Here is a 17,724-nt window from a genome sequence, read left to right as displayed (position 1 = left end):
TTCTTAAAGCAAAATATATGGTGCCTTTGAGTATTTTTCCTTTAGTAAATATTTTCTTAATAAAATTATGATAATCTTCATATATGCCATTAGTCGCTTATGTTATACTTATCAAAAGGAAGTAGAAAGGTGGAAACCCATATGTTTTTCTTTGATCAAACATACTTTTTAATCATTATTGGTGTTATACTTTCCGGGATTGCTAGTTCATTCGTTAAAAGTACCTATCAAAAATACAGTAATGTACCTAATTCAAATGGCTACACGGCTACTGAAGTTTCACGTCTTATCCTAGACAGTGCGGGGCTGCAACATGTTAAGATCGAGGCTGTTAGAGGAGATCTAACCGATCATTACGATTCAAGTACAGACATTCTGCGTCTTTCAGATGCAACACGTAACTCGAGATCTGTAGCCGCTATTGGAGTTGCTGCTCATGAAGTAGGACATGCTATTCAAGATCAAAAACAGTATATTCCATTAAAATTAAGAAGTGCTTTAGTTCCAGCAACCAATTTCGGGCAAAAAATTTCTTTTCCTATGATTTTATTAGGTGTTATTTTCGGTTACAACCAAACCTTGATCAATTTAGGAATTATTTTCTTTTCAGTAGCCTTACTTTTCCAATTAGTTACTTTGCCTGTTGAATTTAATGCTTCCAATCGAGCGATTGCGATTTTAAGAGATCAACATATCTTAACTTCTACTGAAGTCCCACAAGCTAGAAAAGTCTTAAATGCAGCAGCTCTTACGTATGTTGCTGCAGCAATTGCTTCGTTTTTGCAAGTTTTAAGATTGGTTTTACTATTTGGCGGCAGAAGAAACAATTAAATAAACATTCAAAAAAAGAGAACCCAAATGGATTCTCTTTTTTTGTTTAACTTCTTAAGCTTTCTCTTCAACAGGTTTACCAAAGAAATACGTTACTAAAACGATAATGATCATTGCAGCGGGTAGAACAATCCATATCGGCATTCCTAAACCAACAGGAAGGAATCCAAATAGAACAGTAATGATTCCTACTACAATGGCATAAGGCATTTGTGTTTTAACATGCTCCATATGATTCACACCAGCACCCATGGAAGATAGAATAGTCGTATCTGAAATTGGTGAACAATGATCTCCAAAAATTGCCCCTGTTAAGACAGCACCTGCAGACATAATAATAAATTCTGGATCTGGCGACAATGCTGCTGCTAGCGGTATAGATAATGGCATTAAAATCCCCATTGTTCCATAAGAAGTTCCAGTGGCAAAAGAAATGATAGAGCCTAAAATAAAAATAACAGAAGGCAATAAGAATGCCGGCATTGAATCGGACAATAACGAAACCAAAAATTGAGCTGTTCCTAAATCAGTTATAACTTCACTTAATGACCATGCTAATAATAAAATAGCTCCAGTGATAATAAGTGATTTCATCCCGTTTATCCAAGTTTCAACTGCTTGGCCCCATGTGAAAGTCTTTTGCGACACTCCCATAGCCATAGCAACAAGACTTGCTAACAATGCCGCTTGGAACAATACAATACTCGCATCAGATGCTCCAAAAGCTTCTTGAATTGCAGTAAATGAATAAGGACTTTCTTTTAACAAGTTGATTAATGTAGTATTCTCTCCATCTAAAATGGCATTATATCCATTAGTATAAAAACCGACAACAGCAACAATGATTAAGGTGCCAATCGGAATAATGGCATTCCAAATACTTAAATGGACCCCTTCTGCAGGCTCCATTTCATCAATTTCATTTGAAGCGCTAGGATTGATATCTTCTACATTTGCTTGATCGTATTTTCTCGCTCTTCTTTCTGCTTTTAACATAGGACCAAATTCTCTTAAAAATACGGCTGTACATAATACAAATAACAACATTAAAATATTATAGAATCGGTAAGGGATGGTTTCAACAAAAATACTATAAGCATTAACCTCTTGTCCAATCGCTTCGTATCCATCTTTGATTAATCCTACTTCGTAACCGACCCAAGTAGAGATCAACGCAATCCCAGCAATTGGAGCAGCTGTAGCATCTACGATAAAGGACAGCTTCTCACGCGAAACTTTCTTTTCATCTGTTACTGGTCGCATAACTGGACCAACTATTAATGAGTTTGCATAATCATCAAAGAAAAGCAGTACACCTAAAATCCACGTAATGACTTGAGCACTAATAGGACCTTTTGCTTTTTTAGATAATGCATTTGCGACAGCTTTTGCTCCTCCCATTTTTGTCATTAATGCAATCAAGCCGCCAATCGTTAGAACTTGTAAAATAATTCCTGCATTCCATGGATCAGCTAATGAGTTTAACGTGTAATCAACTATACTCAAAAATGATTGAATAAATGCATAAAAAATGGAGCCCTCCGCTAAATGTAAGACAAAACCTCCTGCAAAAATACCAAAGAACAATGAAATAATAACGTCTTTTGAAATAAACGCTAAAATAATAGATACAACCGGTGGTACTAAAGAAAACCAGCCGAAGTTTACGGTAGATCCAGCAGCATCCCTGAACTCTCCATTAATTGAAAATAAAATAAACGCAATAATAAATAAACCAATAATCACTTTCTTCTTCATTCTAAACTCCCTTTCTATTTGAGCGCACAAAAAAACACCTTGAGTTCTATACAACTCAAGGTGTTAGCTTAGTTACATATACAGTAATGTCCCTTTAACCCTTTTGTTGATAGCCCTCCGAAAATTTCAAAATGAAATTTACGACAGTGTTAAGCATATTTTACTTAACCCCAGCATAAAGTACTTGGCAATACTTTACACTTCGGCAATTTTTCCTTTCCAGTTATCAGCTTGTGCCTTCATAACAACTGTACTCTTAAAAACTGCACCTCTATCTTTCTATTAAATTACGTGTTTAAATATACTATACTGATATTGATTATGCAACAAAAAATAATTTCCCATTCACCTCTAAACCACCAAAACTATCATTTCATCTGGACAAACAGCATAAAAAAAGCTCTACCTCCTATCTGAAAATAGGGTGTAGAGTTTCTTTAATTTATTCAGCTAATCCGATTTCTTCTTTCACTACAGAAGCAATACGATCAACATATAGATTTACTTTTTCTTGTGTTGGAGCTTCTGCCATGACACGCAACAATGGTTCTGTTCCGCTTGGACGAACTAAGATACGTCCATCTCCATTCATTTCACTTTCAACTTCATCGATTATCGATTTAATAGCTGGAACATTCATTGCTCCATTTTTATCGCTAACACGAATATTAACTAGTTTTTGCGGATAAGTTTGAACTTCAGCAGCTAGTTCTGAAAGTTTTTTACCTGTTTCTTTCATTACATTCAGCAATTGGATTCCTGATAACATTCCATCACCAGTTGTATTGTAATCTAAGAACACCATATGTCCTGACTGTTCTCCACCAAAATTATAGCCATTTTTACGCATTTCTTCTACAACATAACGGTCTCCAACTTGAGTTTGAAGAGCGATCATATTATTTGCTTCAATTGCTTTATGGAAACCTAGATTACTCATAACCGTAGAAACAATCGTATCTTTTTTCAAACGGCCTTTTTCTTGCAAGTATTTCCCACAAATAAACATAATTTTATCTCCATCAATGATATTTCCTAACTCATCAACAGCGATAACTCTATCTCCATCTCCATCAAATGCTAAACCGACATCTGCTCCTTTTTCAATTACAAATTCAGCTAATTTTTCAGGATGTGTTGAACCAACACCATCGTTGATATTTAAGCCATTAGGCGCAGAAGCCATAACATCAAATTCTGTTTCTAGATCTGCGAATAACCGATTAAGAAGCGGACTTGTTGCTCCATTGGCGCCATCTAAACACACTTGTATTCCATCTAAATCATTTGGAATGGTTTGTTGTAAAAATTGAGTGTATTTTAATGCTCCTTCAGGGTATTCATCTACCGTACCTAATCCATTTGCACTCGGGCGAGGTAAGTTATCTTGATCTTCATCTAATAACGCTTCAATTTCTAATTCAGTATCGTCAAATAATTTAAACCCATCTGATCCAAAGAATTTAATCCCATTATCCGGCGCTGGGTTGTGTGAAGCTGAAATCATGACACCAGCTGCAGCCCCTTGAATACGTGTTAAGTAAGCTACTCCCGGAGTTGAAATAACACCTAATTTCATTACTTCAATTCCAACTGATAAAAGACCAGCAATCAAAGCTGATTCTAACATTTCACCAGAGATACGTGTATCTCTTCCAACTAAAACACGTGGATGTTCTTCTCCTTCAGCGTGTTGTGTTAAAACATACCCGCCATATCGTCCCAATTTAAAAGCTAATTCTGGAGTTAACTCAGAGTTAGCAACTCCTCTTACTCCATCTGTTCCAAAATATTTTCCCATTCTAATATTCCCCTTTTCAAAGTTTAAACCTTATCTATCTAGGTTTACTTTTTCTTATTCATTTTCTTCTTCATTGGATTCACTAGATGAGTCAACAGAGCCTTCACTCGATGATGTTGAGGAAGATTCACTTACTGAGTCTTCGATTTCTTCTTGTGTTGATCCATTAGATGAATTAGACTCGCTTGAATTTGAACTAGAACTTGAACTACTCTGATTCGATTCTGTTGTGTTTTGATTATTCTCTTGTGACTTTTTTTCAGTAACTGTCACCGTAACCTCAATTTTTTCTGGTTCTATAGCTGTTACACCTTCAAGTACAGGTAATTCAATTGTTTGTTTAGTTGTTTTAGTGATATCCGTTACATCGATATCAACTGGATAACTGCTTAAGCTATCTAATAGACCAGCTTCAGCTTGTATAGCAACTGTCGTAGCGGATTGATTGCTGATGCCTAATTCATAATTCAAATTCTCATCGCCAGTACCCGCTTGATTCAATACAATAGGTACTTCTTTAAGTACTGGTGTAACTGGTATGGTTACCGTTACTTCCTTAGGGTTAAGCTCAACATCTAATTTATTTCCCTCAGCATCCATAACTACAATCGGCAAAGTTTGAACGATATCCTCTGTAATATCTTCTTCTTTGTTGACCACAACCTTAACTATATCAACCTGGTCAATAGTAGAAGCAGTCCCTGTTAATTCAACAGTTTCGTAATTTAAAGAAGGCGAACCTGCTTTAAATTTTTCATTTATGAGTGAGTCATCAAATTCAACATCCACACTAAACGTTTCAACTTTTTTTTCTTCGATTGTTATCGTTACTTCTTCTGGCATAATCTTGTAGTCTAATTGAGGTGACAGTCCTTCCGCAACTAATTCAATAGTATGAGTCCCTACACCTAAATTATCTAAATCAGCTGCTACAACATCAAAATTTTTAGTTGTTTTCGTATTTAATACAATACTTGAAGGCCCCGATATTTCTACTGAAACAGTTTCTGGAAAACCTGTTACATAGTAATTACCTTGGTCAATTTCAACAACTATTGGCACTTCAAATATCGTGTCGGTTGTAGAAGCACTCAATCCATCGATTCCGCTAGTCTGTACCCTATTATTACTGCTGTTTACATACGTAAAAAGAAGAATAGCAAATGCGAGTGCAATGATCTTCATAAACCATGGATTATTGTAAATTTTCTCCATTATTTAGAAGCCCCCTTTTTAAAACTATCCACCATTTCTTGAAAAGAATTTTTCTTTTCTTCTTCTTCAACAATAATCAAGTTTTTACTTAAGAATTTTTCAAAATCTTCTTTAGATAATTCTCTTAACAATTCACCTTTATACGAAACACTTACTCCACCAGTTTCTTCAGAAACAATAATCGTTATAGCATCCGTTACTTCACTTAAACCAATTGCAGCACGATGCCTTGTCCCAAGTTCTTTAGAGATAAGCGTACTTTCTGACAGTGGCAAATAACTAGCCGCAGACGCAATTTTATAATCTCTAATAATAACTGCTCCATCATGTAATGGTGTATTGGGTATAAAAATATTAATCAATAACTCACTAGAGATATCTGCATCTAATGGGATACCCGTTCCAATAAACTCATCTAGTTCTGTATCCATTTGGATAGAAATCAAAGCACCAATTCTTCTTTTTGCCATATATTGAACAGCCTTTACCAAATGCTGAACTAAGTTTTCTCCAGGATTAACTTTTCTTTTTGTTCGATTAAAAAATGATCCGCGTCCAAGATGTTCTAGTCCTCTCCGCATTTCAGGTTGGAAAATAATAATCATTGCTAAGACACTCCATTGAATAACTAAATCTACGATCCAATCAACTGTCTGCAATTCCAAGAAGAAACTAACTATCTTTATGATTATGATAACGGCAATTCCTTTTAATAATTGTACAGCTCTTGTACCACGCAAAATTTTAATAAGTTGATAGATAAAAAATGTCACCACTAATATATCTACTACATTTAGAAAATTGCGCCACGTTACTACTTGTGACCAATCTATAGACATATGCGCACCTCCGATAATGTTTCTGATTGTCACCCATTGTGTATTATACCATATTATTTCTTACGAATAACACTAATCTATCTATTTAATACCCGTTAATTATTCTAAAAATTAATCGAATTATTATTTTTAAATACAAAAAAAGCTTGTAACGTTTATCCGTTACAAGCTGCTGTTATGAGTCATGCAGGATTCGAACCTGCGACCCTCTGATTAAAAGTCAGATGCTCTACCAACTGAGCTAATGACTCATTTAAAATGAATTTGCATGGCAACGTCCTACTCTCACAAAGGGAAACCCTTCACTACCATCGGCGCTTAGAAGCTTAACTACTGTGTTCGGCATGGGAACAGGTGTGACCTTCTTGCCATCATCACCACACAATTTTCATTTTGTATCTTTCTTGCATATTAATGCAACTGGGCTAGCTGGATTCGAACCAACGCGTGAGGGAGTCAAAGTCCCTTGCCTTACCGCTTGGCTATAGCCCATAAATGGTGGAGGGGGGCAGATTCGAACTGCCGAACCCGAAGGAGCGGATTTACAGTCCGCCGCGTTTAGCCACTTCGCTACCCCTCCATAATTAAATTATCTTTAATATCAAATGACCAACTAAACGTATGCCGGCTAAAGGAGTTGAACCCTCGACCCTCTGATTACGATTCAGATGCTCTACCAACTGAGCTAAGCCGGCAAATATTTAATAATAAAGAATATGACCCGTACGGGAATCGAACCCGTGATACCGCCGTGAAAGGGCGGTGTCTTAACCGCTTGACCAACGGGCCAAAATTGCTAGAACTATTCAAGCACAAGATATATTATATAAATAATTCACGTAAATGTAAAGACTATTCTTTCATTTTTTTGTATTTTTAATCATTTTATAATCTTAAAACTATTATTTAGATGTGAAATAAAAAAGGGACTATGAACAATTACTAATCCATAGCCACCTTACCAAAAAAAATCAGTTAATTCAATACCTGTTCACTATTCAGCTTCTATACTTTTATACTTTTCCGGTTTCCGATCAAATAAAGCTTTTGCATATGGACAAAGAGGAACAATTTTCTTGCCTTCTTTTTCCATTTCTTCTACTACTTTATCAACAAGTTGTGCTGCAATTCCTTGACCTCTTAATGAAGGATCTACAAATGTGTGATCTAAAATCACCTTATCTTCACCAGAAGGGACATAAGTTACTTCTGCAATTAACTTTCCTGATTCATCATTTTTAAAGAAACTATTTCCATTTTTTTCAAATTCCATGTTAACACTTCCTTTTTAATTTACTTCTTTAAGTTTAACACTTCTTGAATTAGATACCAAGAAAAGCCTTACAAAAACCATAGTACATTATTACTTACTTAAAGCGAAGCACAATTTTCCCCATTTGTTCAGCATTATTTAATCGATTAAACGCCATTTCATAATTTTCAATATCATACACACTATCAATAATAGGTTTTATGGAATGAGTTTCGATAAAACGCAGCATTTCCTCATACTCATCTTTACTTCCCATAGTTGTTCCTTTTAATGTATATTGTCCATAAAAGAATTCTCTTAGATTAAATTCAACTTTATCACCTGTGGAAGACCCAAATAAAACCATTATTCCTCCTTTTTTTAATTGTTTTAATGATTGATTAAAAGTTGCGGCTCCTACTGACTCTATTACAATATCTACTTTTTCTCCATCTAATTCTGTTTCCCAATCCTTATGACTGTCTATAACTTTATCTGCTCCTAAATTTAGAGCTTCTTCTAATTTTTCTTTTGAACGCGAGGTCACATAAACTTTCGCACCAACTGCCTTAGCAAATTGAAGCATATAAGTAGCCACGCCGCCACCAATTCCTGGGATAAGAATAGTTTGCAGACTGGAGACTTCTCCTTTTGTAAAAAGGGCTCTGTACGCAGTCAATGCACTCAAAGAAAGAACTCCAGCTTCCTCCCACGTTAAATATTTTGGTTTTAAGGCTATAAATTGTTCATTACTAACAAATTCTTCTGAGAATGTACCTTGTAATGGATTTCCTAATATTTGAAATTTTTCTGGAGGGGCTTCACTTTTAGTTGTCCACCCAATACTAGGATTTATTATTACTTCATCTCCTACTTTAAATAAAGATACCTCTGAGCCTATTTCACTGATAATTCCTGCTCCATCCGATCCAGTTATTAAAGGCTCGCTTATATTTTTGTGGCTTTCAATGGTTGCTAAATCTCGGTGATTTAAACCTATAGTTTTAATTTTAATACGTACATCATTCTTGCCCAAATTGTTAGTTTTAATATCTTTAAGGCTAAGTCCTTGTATTCCTTCAATCTTTTCATGTACTAAAGCTTTCAAATTCATCTTCCTCTCTTCGTCTTACTTTTCTACCTTTAAGTATATCAGTACTTCAAGTCAGACACAAAGAGAGAGCTCTAATAAAATTTATTCAAACGAAAAAGAGACCCCTAAGATCAAGGTCTCTTCTATCGTATTATTCGTAAGCCACTTGCCGGATTCGAACCGGCGACCTCTTCCTTACCATGGAAGCGCTCTACCGACTGAGCTAAAGCGGCACTACTAAATCAATACTATTTATTTGCAAAAAAAAAGAACTCCGCAAGTAGGACTCGAACCTACGACATCATGATTAACAGTCATGCGCTACTACCAACTGAGCTATTGCGGAATAATTAATTGAATCTGCGTGGCAGCGTCCTACTCTCACAAAGGGAAACCCTTCACTACCATCGGCGCTAAGAAGCTTAACTGCTGTGTTCGGCATGGGAACAGGTGTGACCTTCTTGCCATCGCCACCACACAAATTTCAATCTAGAGAACGTTGTTCTCTCAAAACTGGATAAGTTAAAAGTTTGTTCTTCGTTTAGAAACCGTCGTACACCGTTTATTCTTTGGTTAAGTCCTCGACCGATTAGTATTGGTCCGCTCCATCTATCGCTAGACTTCCACTTCCAACCTATCAACCTGATCATCTCTCAGGGGTCTTACTCACTTACGTGATGGGAAATCTCATCTTGAGGGGGGCTTCACGCTTAGATGCTTTCAGCGTTTATCCCGTCCACACATAGCTACCCAGCAATGCCCTTGGCAGAACAACTGGTACACCAGAGGTGTGTCCATCCCGGTCCTCTCGTACTAAGGACAGCTCCTCTCAAATTTCCTACGCCCGCGACGGATAGGGACCGAACTGTCTCACGACGTTCTGAACCCAGCTCGCGTACCGCTTTAATGGGCGAACAGCCCAACCCTTGGGACCGACTACAGCCCCAGGATGCGATGAGCCGACATCGAGGTGCCAAACCTCCCCGTCGATGTGGACTCTTGGGGGAGATAAGCCTGTTATCCCCAGGGTAGCTTTTATCCGTTGAGCGATGGCCCTTCCATGCGGAACCACCGGATCACTAAGCCCGACTTTCGTCCCTGCTCGACTTGTAGGTCTCGCAGTCAAGCTCCCTTATGCCTTTACACTCTGCGAATGATTTCCAACCATTCTGAGGGAACCTTTGGGCGCCTCCGTTACACTTTAGGAGGCGACCGCCCCAGTCAAACTGCCCGTCAGACACTGTCTCCCAGCCCGATAAGGGCTGTGGGTTAGAGTGGTCATACAGCAAGGGTAGTATCCCACCAACGCCTCCACCAAGACTGGCGTCCTGGCTTCAATGGCTCCTACCTATCCTGTACAAGCTGTACAAACACTCAATATCAAACTGCAGTAAAGCTCCATGGGGTCTTTCCGTCCTGTCGCGGGTAACCTGCATCTTCACAGGTACTATAATTTCACCGAGTCTCTCGTTGAGACAGTGCCCAGATCGTTACGCCTTTCGTGCGGGTCGGAACTTACCCGACAAGGAATTTCGCTACCTTAGGACCGTTATAGTTACGGCCGCCGTTTACTGGGGCTTCAATTCTGAGCTTCGCCCGAGAGCTAACCCATCCTCTTAACCTTCCAGCACCGGGCAGGCGTCAGCCCCTATACGTCATCTTACGATTTTGCAGAGACCTGTGTTTTTGATAAACAGTCGCCTGGGCCTATTCACTGCGGCTGACCAATTGGTCAGCACCCCTTCTCCCGAAGTTACGGGGTCATTTTGCCGAGTTCCTTAACGAGAGTTCTCTCGCACACCTTAGGATTCTCTCCTCGACTACCTGTGTCGGTTTGCGGTACGGGCAGTTTGTTTCTAACTAGAAGCTTTTCTTGACAGTGTGACATCGGGAACTTCGGTACTTAATTTCCCTCCCCATCACAACTTGTTCTTAAAGAAGCAAGCATTTGACTCACTTCAAAACTTGTTGCTTGGACGCGCATATCCAACAGCGCGTATTCCTTAGCCTACTGTGTCCCTCCATTGTTCAAACAAAACAAACTGGTACAGGAATCTCAACCTGTTGTCCATCGTCTACGCCATTCGGCCTCGACTTAGGTCCCGACTAACCCTGGGAGGACGAGCCTTCCCCAGGAAACCTTAGTCATTCGGTGGACGGGATTCTCACCCGTCTTTCGCTACTCATACCGGCATTCTCACTTCTAAGCGCTCCACTAGTCCTCACGATCTAGCTTCAACGCCCTTAGAACGCTCTCCTACCATAGAACCAATGGTTCTATCCACAGCTTCGGTGTTATGTTTAGCCCCGGTAAATTTTCGGCGCAGGGTCACTCGACTAGTGAGCTATTACGCACTCTTTAAATGATGGCTGCTTCTGAGCCAACATCCTAGTTGTCTAAGCAACTCCACATCCTTTTCCACTTAACATAAACTTTGGGACCTTAGCTGGTGGTCTGGGCTGTTTCCCTTTCGACTACGGATCTTATCACTCGCAGTCTGACTCCCGGATATAAATCAATGGCATTCGGAGTTTATCTGAATTCGGTAACCCGAGAAGGGCCCCTAGTCCAAACAGTTGCTCTACCTCCATGATTCTAATTCCGAGGCTAGCCCTAAAGCTATTTCGGAGAGAACCAGCTATCTCCAAGTTCGATTGGAATTTCTCCGCTACCCACACCTCATCCCCGCATTTTTCAACATACGTGGGTTCGGTCCTCCAGTGCGTATTACCGCACCTTCAACCTGGACATGGGTAGATCACTTGGTTTCGGGTCTACGACCACATACTCATTCGCCCTATTCAGACTCGCTTTCGCTACGGCTCCGTCTCATCAACTTAACCTCGCATGGGATCGTAACTCGCCGGTTCATTCTACAAAAGGCACGCTATCACCCATTAACGGGCTTTAACTATTTGTAGGCACACGGTTTCAGGGGCTATTTCACTCCTCTTCCGAGGTTCTTTTCACCTTTCCCTCACGGTACTGGTTCACTATCGGTCACTAGGGAGTATTTAGCCTTGGGAGATGGTCCTCCCGGATTCCGACGGAATTTCTCGTGTTCCGCCGTACTCAGGATACTGATCAGAGTGGATGTGGTTTCGGATACAGGGCTTTTACCTTCTTCGGCAGACCTTTCCAGGTCGCTTCTCCTACCAAATCCATTTATGACTCTATGTGTTCAGTCCTACAACCCCAGAAAGCAAGCTTTCTGGTTTGGGCTATTCCCGTTTCGCTCGCCGCTACTCAGGGAATCGATTTTTCTTTCTCTTCCTGCAGGTACTTAGATGTTTCAGTTCTCTGCGTCTACCTCTACTAACCTATGTATTCAGTTAGCAGTAACATCCTATCAAAGATGCTGGGTTCCCCCATTCGGAAATCTTTGGATCAAAGCTTACTTACAGCTCCCCAAAGCATATCGGCGTTAGTCCCGTCCTTCATCGGCTCCTAGTGCCAAGGCATTCACCGTGCGCCCTTATTAACTTAACCTATGGTTAATCGTTAATGTTCAATACTCATCTTACGATGAGAACCTTAAAAAACTCATTTTTAAAACTTTTCGGTGTGTTTCTGGTTTCTTACTTGAATTACAATTTTTAACTTTATCCAGTTTTCAAAGAACAACTTTTTTTGCAACATTAGTTGCAATGGAGCCTAGCGGGATCGAACCGCTGACCTCCTGCGTGCAAGGCAGGCGCTCTCCCAGCTGAGCTAAGGCCCCAAGAGCATATTTAAATTAATTATGAAAGATTTTTGACCTCTCAAAACTAAACAAAGTAAGTACGAATGTGTGGGTTTCCGTTAAATTCCTTAGAAAGGAGGTGATCCAGCCGCACCTTCCGATACGGCTACCTTGTTACGACTTCACCCCAATTATCTGTCCCACCTTAGGCGGCTGGCTCCCAAAAGGGTTACCTCACCGACTTCGGGTGTTACAAACTCTCGTGGTGTGACGGGCGGTGTGTACAAGACCCGGGAACGTATTCACCGCGGCGTGCTGATCCGCGATTACTAGCGATTCCGGCTTCATGCAGGCGAGTTGCAGCCTGCAATCCGAACTGAGAATGGCTTTAAGAGATTAGCTTGGCCTCGCGACCTTGCGACTCGTTGTACCATCCATTGTAGCACGTGTGTAGCCCAGGTCATAAGGGGCATGATGATTTGACGTCATCCCCACCTTCCTCCGGTTTATCACCGGCAGTCTCACTAGAGTGCCCAACTGAATGCTGGCAACTAATAATAGGGGTTGCGCTCGTTGCGGGACTTAACCCAACATCTCACGACACGAGCTGACGACAACCATGCACCACCTGTCACTTTGTCCCCGAAGGGAAAGCTCTATCTCTAGAGTGGTCAAAGGATGTCAAGACCTGGTAAGGTTCTTCGCGTTGCTTCGAATTAAACCACATGCTCCACCGCTTGTGCGGGTCCCCGTCAATTCCTTTGAGTTTCAACCTTGCGGTCGTACTCCCCAGGCGGAGTGCTTAATGCGTTAGCTGCAGCACTGAAGGGCGGAAACCCTCCAACACTTAGCACTCATCGTTTACGGCGTGGACTACCAGGGTATCTAATCCTGTTTGCTCCCCACGCTTTCGAGCCTCAGCGTCAGTTACAGACCAGAGAGTCGCCTTCGCCACTGGTGTTCCTCCACATATCTACGCATTTCACCGCTACACGTGGAATTCCACTCTCCTCTTCTGCACTCAAGTTCTCCAGTTTCCAATGACCCTCCCCGGTTGAGCCGGGGGCTTTCACATCAGACTTAAAGAACCGCCTGCGCTCGCTTTACGCCCAATAAATCCGGACAACGCTTGCCACCTACGTATTACCGCGGCTGCTGGCACGTAGTTAGCCGTGGCTTTCTGGTTAGATACCGTCAGGGGATGAGCAGTTACTCTCATCCTTGTTCTTCTCTAACAACAGAGTTTTACGATCCGAAAACCTTCTTCACTCACGCGGCATTGCTCCGTCAGACTTTCGTCCATTGCGGAAGATTCCCTACTGCTGCCTCCCGTAGGAGTCTGGGCCGTGTCTCAGTCCCAGTGTGGCCGATCACCCTCTCAGGTCGGCTACGTATCATCGCCTTGGTGAGCCATTACCTCACCAACTAGCTAATACGCCGCGGGTCCATCCATAAGCGGTAGCCGAAGCCACCTTTTTTCCATCTGTCAGGAGACAATTGGAAATATGCGGTATTAGCATCCGTTTCCGGATGTTATCCCCCTCTTATGGGCAGGTTACCCACGTGTTACTCACCCGTCCGCCACTCTTTTGTCTCGGTGGGTGCAAGCACCCGGTGAAACAAAAGCGTTCGACTTGCATGTATTAGGCATGCCGCCAGCGTTCGTCCTGAGCCAGGATCAAACTCTCATATAAAATGATGCTTGAAGCTCATTATTGATTGCTAGCGAATAATTATTCACTATATTTGTTACTGTTGACTCAGCACTGCTGAGTCACCCTCACATTTGGTTCGTCTTACTTTGTTTAGTTTTCAAAGGTCAATCTCTTCATCTGACAACTATTGAAGTATAACACCTTCACATTATGCTGTCAACGATTATTAATAATTATTTTTTTATCTGTATAATTATCCAAGTAACCGCTTCACTTTAGTTTTGGTGACTAGAATATAGTAACACGTATCATCCTAGCTGTCAACACTAATTTTCACATCTTTTTTTACGTTGCTGCTTCTTCTGTAACAACGTGTTCTACTATAACAAGAATTTCTTTTTTCGTCAATACCAAATAGTTAATTTTTATTATTCAAAATGCATTTTAATAAAAAATATACATTAATTACCTTTTATTAAAATGCAATCCAGTCTTTTTCTTTATTCTTTGTCTTCAACCATAAAAGAAAAATCAGTATCCTCTTTTTTTACAACCATTAACAACCCATCACCTAAAGGCACAATACTTGATTCTAAAGAAGGGTGTTGCATAACTACTTCTAGAAAGGCATTTAACTTACGGTGAATGGTTCTTCTATTTTTAGGAATATCTTCTTTAGGGGATAAAATCGTTCCCCCTTGTAAAACATCATCTACAATCAACATTCCACCTACTTTTAACAGCCGCATACAATCTGGAAAGAAATCATAGTATTTAGATTTCGCACTGTCCATAAAGATAAAATCATATGGCCCATCCAACGTTGCAAGTATATCCGCAGCTTGCCCTTCTAATAATGTAACTTTATCCGTCAACCCAAGTTCTTCATAATTCTTTCTCGCTTTTTGAATCATTAAATCATAACGATCAATCGTCGTGACATGACCATCCTTACCTACGTGTTGCGACATTAGACTTGAAGAAAAACCAATAGCAGCACCAATCTCCAAAATTTGTTTAGGCTTTATTTGACCCAATAACAAGTTCAAAAAAACAACTGTTTCATGAGGAATAATTGGCACTCCGTCTTTATTGGCTTGTCGCTCAATTTCTCCTAATTTTCCATCTAGAGGTTTTTGCTTTTTACGCATAAACTCTACTACTTCTTTATCCACAACTGGCCGATACATCATTTCATTTCTTACCATGTTTTCCCCACTCTTCTAATAGTATCTATTTTTTCCTTCTATCTGCTTTTTTTATTATAGAATGCTACGTACTTTCAAACAAGTTAAAGTTATTATTCCTTAACTACTTTTCCTTACTGCAGAAAATTTTTCCTGACTTTCAAAAGCATTGGCTACCTTACCGGCTATATGTTATCATCAACTTAAATAAACCAAACCAATCCTTAAAGGAGGATACATTCATGCTTATAAAATCTCTTTGCATCCCAAAGAAAAAATTAACAACAGTAAGTGAAACGGTCACTCTTCAAGAAGCAATCGATATACTTGAAACTTCAGGTTTTCGTTGTGTCCCTATCTTAGATGAAACTGGAACGATTTTCAGAGGGAACATTTACAAAATGCATATTTATCGTCATAAAGCTAATGGCGGAGATATGAATTTACCTGTTACTCATTTATTAAAAAATGCTACAAAGTTTATTTCTATCGAAGCTTCTTTTTTCAAAGTTTTCTTCTCAATCAAAGAATTACCTTACATTTCAGTATTGGATGAAGACAATCGTTTTTATGGAATTTTAACTCACAGCTCTTTATTGAATATGCTGCAACAATCTTGGAACGTCAACACTGGAAGTTACGTATTAACGATCGCTTCGACTGGTCAAAAAGGCGATTTAGCAAATATGGCGAAAATCATTAATCGTTTTTGTTCAATTTCAAGTTGCATTACTTTAGATGTGGAGCAAGATGACTTAGTTCGTCGCACTATGATCACTTTAGAATCCGGTGTTACAAAAGACATTGTAAAACAACTATCAAGTGCTTTGAGCAAAAAAGGGTTCCGCATTGTTGAAGTGGAAGATTTAAAGAATGCTATTTAAAGTTTTAAATAAAAAAGTGGTTGGAACAATGTTCCAACCACTTTTTTATATTCATTTAGTTTTGAACCGAGGAAATAACAAATCGTTCAACTTACCATCTCCTAGGCTTATTATCCTTCTATTTGTTTATTGAAGTGAACTTTCTTATCGATATAAATCATAATTGGCATACCTATGCCCATTACGACAAGTTCTCCAATTGCTACTGTGAAGTAGCTAAACCAAAATGGTAATTGCAATGCTAAGTATAATTCCCAAGCAATCAATCCTGAACCTAGGGTGAAACAAAGCGTATTTATACTCATCTTTATCCAAACATTTGTAATTTTTCTTGTTATACCGCTCATTATAAGTAAAGAAAGAAGCGAATGCGCAACCCCAAACACTAAATCATACACAACCATAGTTGAGAAAAAAAAATTAGAGATAAGCACTCCACCAACTATTCCGATGATGTATTTTTTATTAAAGACAGCTAAATGGTTTAACATTTCTGCTACTCTAAATTGGATTGCCCCAAATGACATAAAGGCTAGCAATGAAGTAACCACTACATACAATGATGCAATTACAGCATTTATTACCAAAGTTCTTATTTTCATTTTGTTCCTCCTAGTTTTTTTTCGTGGGATGGTCAACGAACCACGTTTTACAACTGTTACAGCATACCATTTAAACCCTATTTATTCAATTTTGTTTCAGTACTTAAATGTACTTTCAATAAAAAGACAAACAAAAAGCACTCCTAAATTTGCGAATGCTTTAATCACTTTTGTTATGTGTTCTGAGAAGTATTATATATGTCCAGACAATCCCACACTTATTTCAAGTGCTTCGTCTATTTTTTTCATCATTTTAAAATCTAATTGAGTCACTTTTTCTCGTAAACGTTGTTTGTCGATCGTCCTTATTTGTTCTAATAAGACAACAGAATTTTTTTCAAGATTATATTCTTCTGCTGATATTTCGACATGGGTAGGCATCTTAGCCTTTTGGATTTTAGCTGTTATCGCTGCAATAATAACGGTTGGACTGTAATGGTTGCCGACATTATTTTGAATAATCAAAACTGGACGCATTCCACCTTGTTCCGAACCTACAACTGGCGACAAATCAGCATAATAAATCTCTCCCCGTCTTACCATAGGCATTTTCCTCCTTATAATACCTGGTTAGAATTGGGCACCGACCTCTTTTTCACAAACTTCAAATTCATCACAAATATCAAGATTGATACGAGACATCTCTGCATATCCTTTGCGCATGGTATCATAGATTATTAAATTTTCTTCCAAGAAATAATTCATAACCGAATTAACAAATTCATTTTCATCAATATTTGCAATTGCACAATATTCTTTAACTTCTTTGTAAATCTCTGGTGCTAAATTAACTTTCATTATGTTGTCATTTTCATCCATTACCCCATACCTCCTAAAGATTGCCTTTTTCTACCCCATAAAAAAGGATCCACCTCAAGAACATGGTAACATGAAACGAACAGCATTTAAACTACAGATAACTTA

12 protein-coding genes, 8 tRNA genes, 4 rRNA genes and 2 riboswitches are annotated in these 17,724 nt (G+C 39.2%); of the genes, 2 read left to right on the top strand and 22 right to left on the bottom strand.

Going from position 1 to position 17,724, the window contains the following annotated elements; all coding sequences use genetic code 11:
• Positions 1-141: 141 nt before the first annotated feature.
• Positions 142-831, top strand: a complete 690-nt coding sequence (locus BR65_RS10825) for a zinc metallopeptidase (protein ID WP_034538150.1) — start codon at positions 142-144, stop codon at positions 829-831.
• 54 nt (positions 832-885) lie between these two features.
• Here the strand turns inward: BR65_RS10825 and BR65_RS10820 are convergent, their stop codons facing one another.
• The 19 genes from BR65_RS10820 to BR65_RS10730 form a co-directional block, all read right to left on the bottom strand.
• Positions 886-2,589, bottom strand: coding sequence for a Na+/H+ antiporter NhaC family protein (locus BR65_RS10820; protein WP_034538148.1), 1,704 nt, complete (start codon positions 2,587-2,589; stop codon positions 886-888).
• Positions 2,590-2,691: 102 nt separating this feature from the next.
• Positions 2,692-2,871: riboswitch (Lysine riboswitch) on the bottom strand.
• Positions 2,872-3,031: 160 nt separating this feature from the next.
• Entirely contained in the window at positions 3,032-4,390 is a 1,359-nt protein-coding gene (glmM, locus tag BR65_RS10815) for a phosphoglucosamine mutase (protein WP_023176764.1), read from the bottom strand.
• Between the two features lie 54 nt (positions 4,391-4,444).
• Positions 4,445-5,605: a CdaR family protein gene (locus tag BR65_RS10810; protein ID WP_051932743.1), complete on the bottom strand. Its 1,161-nt coding sequence runs from the start codon at positions 5,603-5,605 to the stop codon at positions 4,445-4,447.
• Positions 5,605-6,444 carry a diadenylate cyclase CdaA gene (cdaA, locus tag BR65_RS10805; protein WP_023176761.1) on the bottom strand — a complete coding sequence of 280 codons (840 nt, stop codon included), beginning with the start codon at positions 6,442-6,444 and terminating at the stop codon, positions 5,605-5,607. Before cdaA ends, BR65_RS10810 begins: the two co-directional genes overlap by 1 nt.
• Before the next feature lie 178 nt (positions 6,445-6,622).
• A tRNA-Lys gene (locus tag BR65_RS10800) sits at positions 6,623-6,695 on the bottom strand.
• Between the two features lie 15 nt (positions 6,696-6,710).
• Positions 6,711-6,826, bottom strand: a 5S ribosomal RNA gene (gene rrf / locus BR65_RS10795).
• Between the two features lie 38 nt (positions 6,827-6,864).
• Positions 6,865-6,936, bottom strand: a tRNA-Gln gene (locus BR65_RS10790).
• Between the two features lie 4 nt (positions 6,937-6,940).
• A tRNA-Tyr gene (locus BR65_RS10785) sits at positions 6,941-7,024 on the bottom strand.
• Between the two features lie 42 nt (positions 7,025-7,066).
• Positions 7,067-7,139: transfer RNA gene (locus BR65_RS10780), tRNA-Thr, on the bottom strand.
• Between the two features lie 22 nt (positions 7,140-7,161).
• Positions 7,162-7,233 (bottom strand) — tRNA-Glu (locus BR65_RS10775).
• Between the two features lie 205 nt (positions 7,234-7,438).
• On the bottom strand, positions 7,439-7,717 hold the full coding sequence (locus tag BR65_RS10770) for a GNAT family N-acetyltransferase (protein ID WP_023176760.1): 279 nt from the start codon (positions 7,715-7,717) through the stop codon (positions 7,439-7,441).
• A gap of 94 nt (positions 7,718-7,811) precedes the next feature.
• On the bottom strand, positions 7,812-8,804 hold the full coding sequence (locus tag BR65_RS10765) for a zinc-binding dehydrogenase (protein ID WP_034538792.1): 993 nt from the start codon (positions 8,802-8,804) through the stop codon (positions 7,812-7,814).
• Positions 8,805-8,949: 145 nt separating this feature from the next.
• Positions 8,950-9,022, bottom strand: a tRNA-Thr gene (locus BR65_RS10760).
• A 39-nt stretch (positions 9,023-9,061) separates the two neighbouring features.
• Positions 9,062-9,135 (bottom strand) — tRNA-Asn (locus BR65_RS10755).
• A 16-nt stretch (positions 9,136-9,151) separates the two neighbouring features.
• A 5S ribosomal RNA gene (gene rrf / locus BR65_RS10750) occupies positions 9,152-9,267 on the bottom strand.
• A 91-nt stretch (positions 9,268-9,358) separates the two neighbouring features.
• A 23S ribosomal RNA gene (locus BR65_RS10745) occupies positions 9,359-12,279 on the bottom strand.
• Between the two features lie 159 nt (positions 12,280-12,438).
• A tRNA-Ala gene (locus BR65_RS10740) sits at positions 12,439-12,511 on the bottom strand.
• Positions 12,512-12,604: 93 nt separating this feature from the next.
• Positions 12,605-14,166 (bottom strand): 16S ribosomal RNA (locus BR65_RS10735).
• The 16S, 23S and 5S rRNA genes sit together here with 3 tRNA genes alongside, the layout of an rRNA operon.
• Positions 14,167-14,627: 461 nt before the next feature.
• On the bottom strand, positions 14,628-15,335 hold the full coding sequence (locus BR65_RS10730; protein WP_023176758.1) for an O-methyltransferase: 708 nt from the start codon (positions 15,333-15,335) through the stop codon (positions 14,628-14,630).
• A 221-nt stretch (positions 15,336-15,556) separates the two neighbouring features.
• Between BR65_RS10730 and cbpA the strand changes: the two genes are divergently transcribed.
• Positions 15,557-16,198 (top strand): cyclic di-AMP binding protein CbpA, encoded by a 642-nt coding sequence (cbpA, locus tag BR65_RS10725; protein WP_023176757.1) that lies wholly within the window; start codon positions 15,557-15,559, stop codon positions 16,196-16,198.
• A gap of 110 nt (positions 16,199-16,308) precedes the next feature.
• Here the strand turns inward: cbpA and BR65_RS10720 are convergent, their stop codons facing one another.
• The 3 genes from BR65_RS10720 to BR65_RS10710 form a co-directional block, all read right to left on the bottom strand.
• Positions 16,309-16,800 carry a QueT transporter family protein gene (locus tag BR65_RS10720; RefSeq protein WP_034538146.1) on the bottom strand — a complete coding sequence of 164 codons (492 nt, stop codon included), beginning with the start codon at positions 16,798-16,800 and terminating at the stop codon, positions 16,309-16,311.
• Positions 16,801-16,804: 4 nt separating this feature from the next.
• A riboswitch (PreQ1 riboswitch) is annotated at positions 16,805-16,850 on the bottom strand.
• Positions 16,851-16,992: 142 nt separating this feature from the next.
• Positions 16,993-17,343, bottom strand: coding sequence for a type II toxin-antitoxin system PemK/MazF family toxin (locus BR65_RS10715; protein ID WP_023176755.1), 351 nt, complete (start codon positions 17,341-17,343; stop codon positions 16,993-16,995).
• 27 nt (positions 17,344-17,370) lie between these two features.
• Complete coding sequence (locus tag BR65_RS10710) at positions 17,371-17,619, bottom strand: hypothetical protein (RefSeq protein ID WP_023176754.1); 249 nt, start codon at positions 17,617-17,619, stop codon at positions 17,371-17,373.
• Positions 17,620-17,724: the final 105 nt, after the last annotated feature.

This window comes from Carnobacterium inhibens subsp. inhibens DSM 13024 (assembly GCF_000746825.1).
GTDB classification, from domain to species: domain Bacteria; phylum Bacillota; class Bacilli; order Lactobacillales; family Carnobacteriaceae; genus Carnobacterium_B; species Carnobacterium_B inhibens.
Note: the sequence above shows the minus strand (reverse complement) of the source record. Positions and strands in the feature narration are given on the sequence as shown.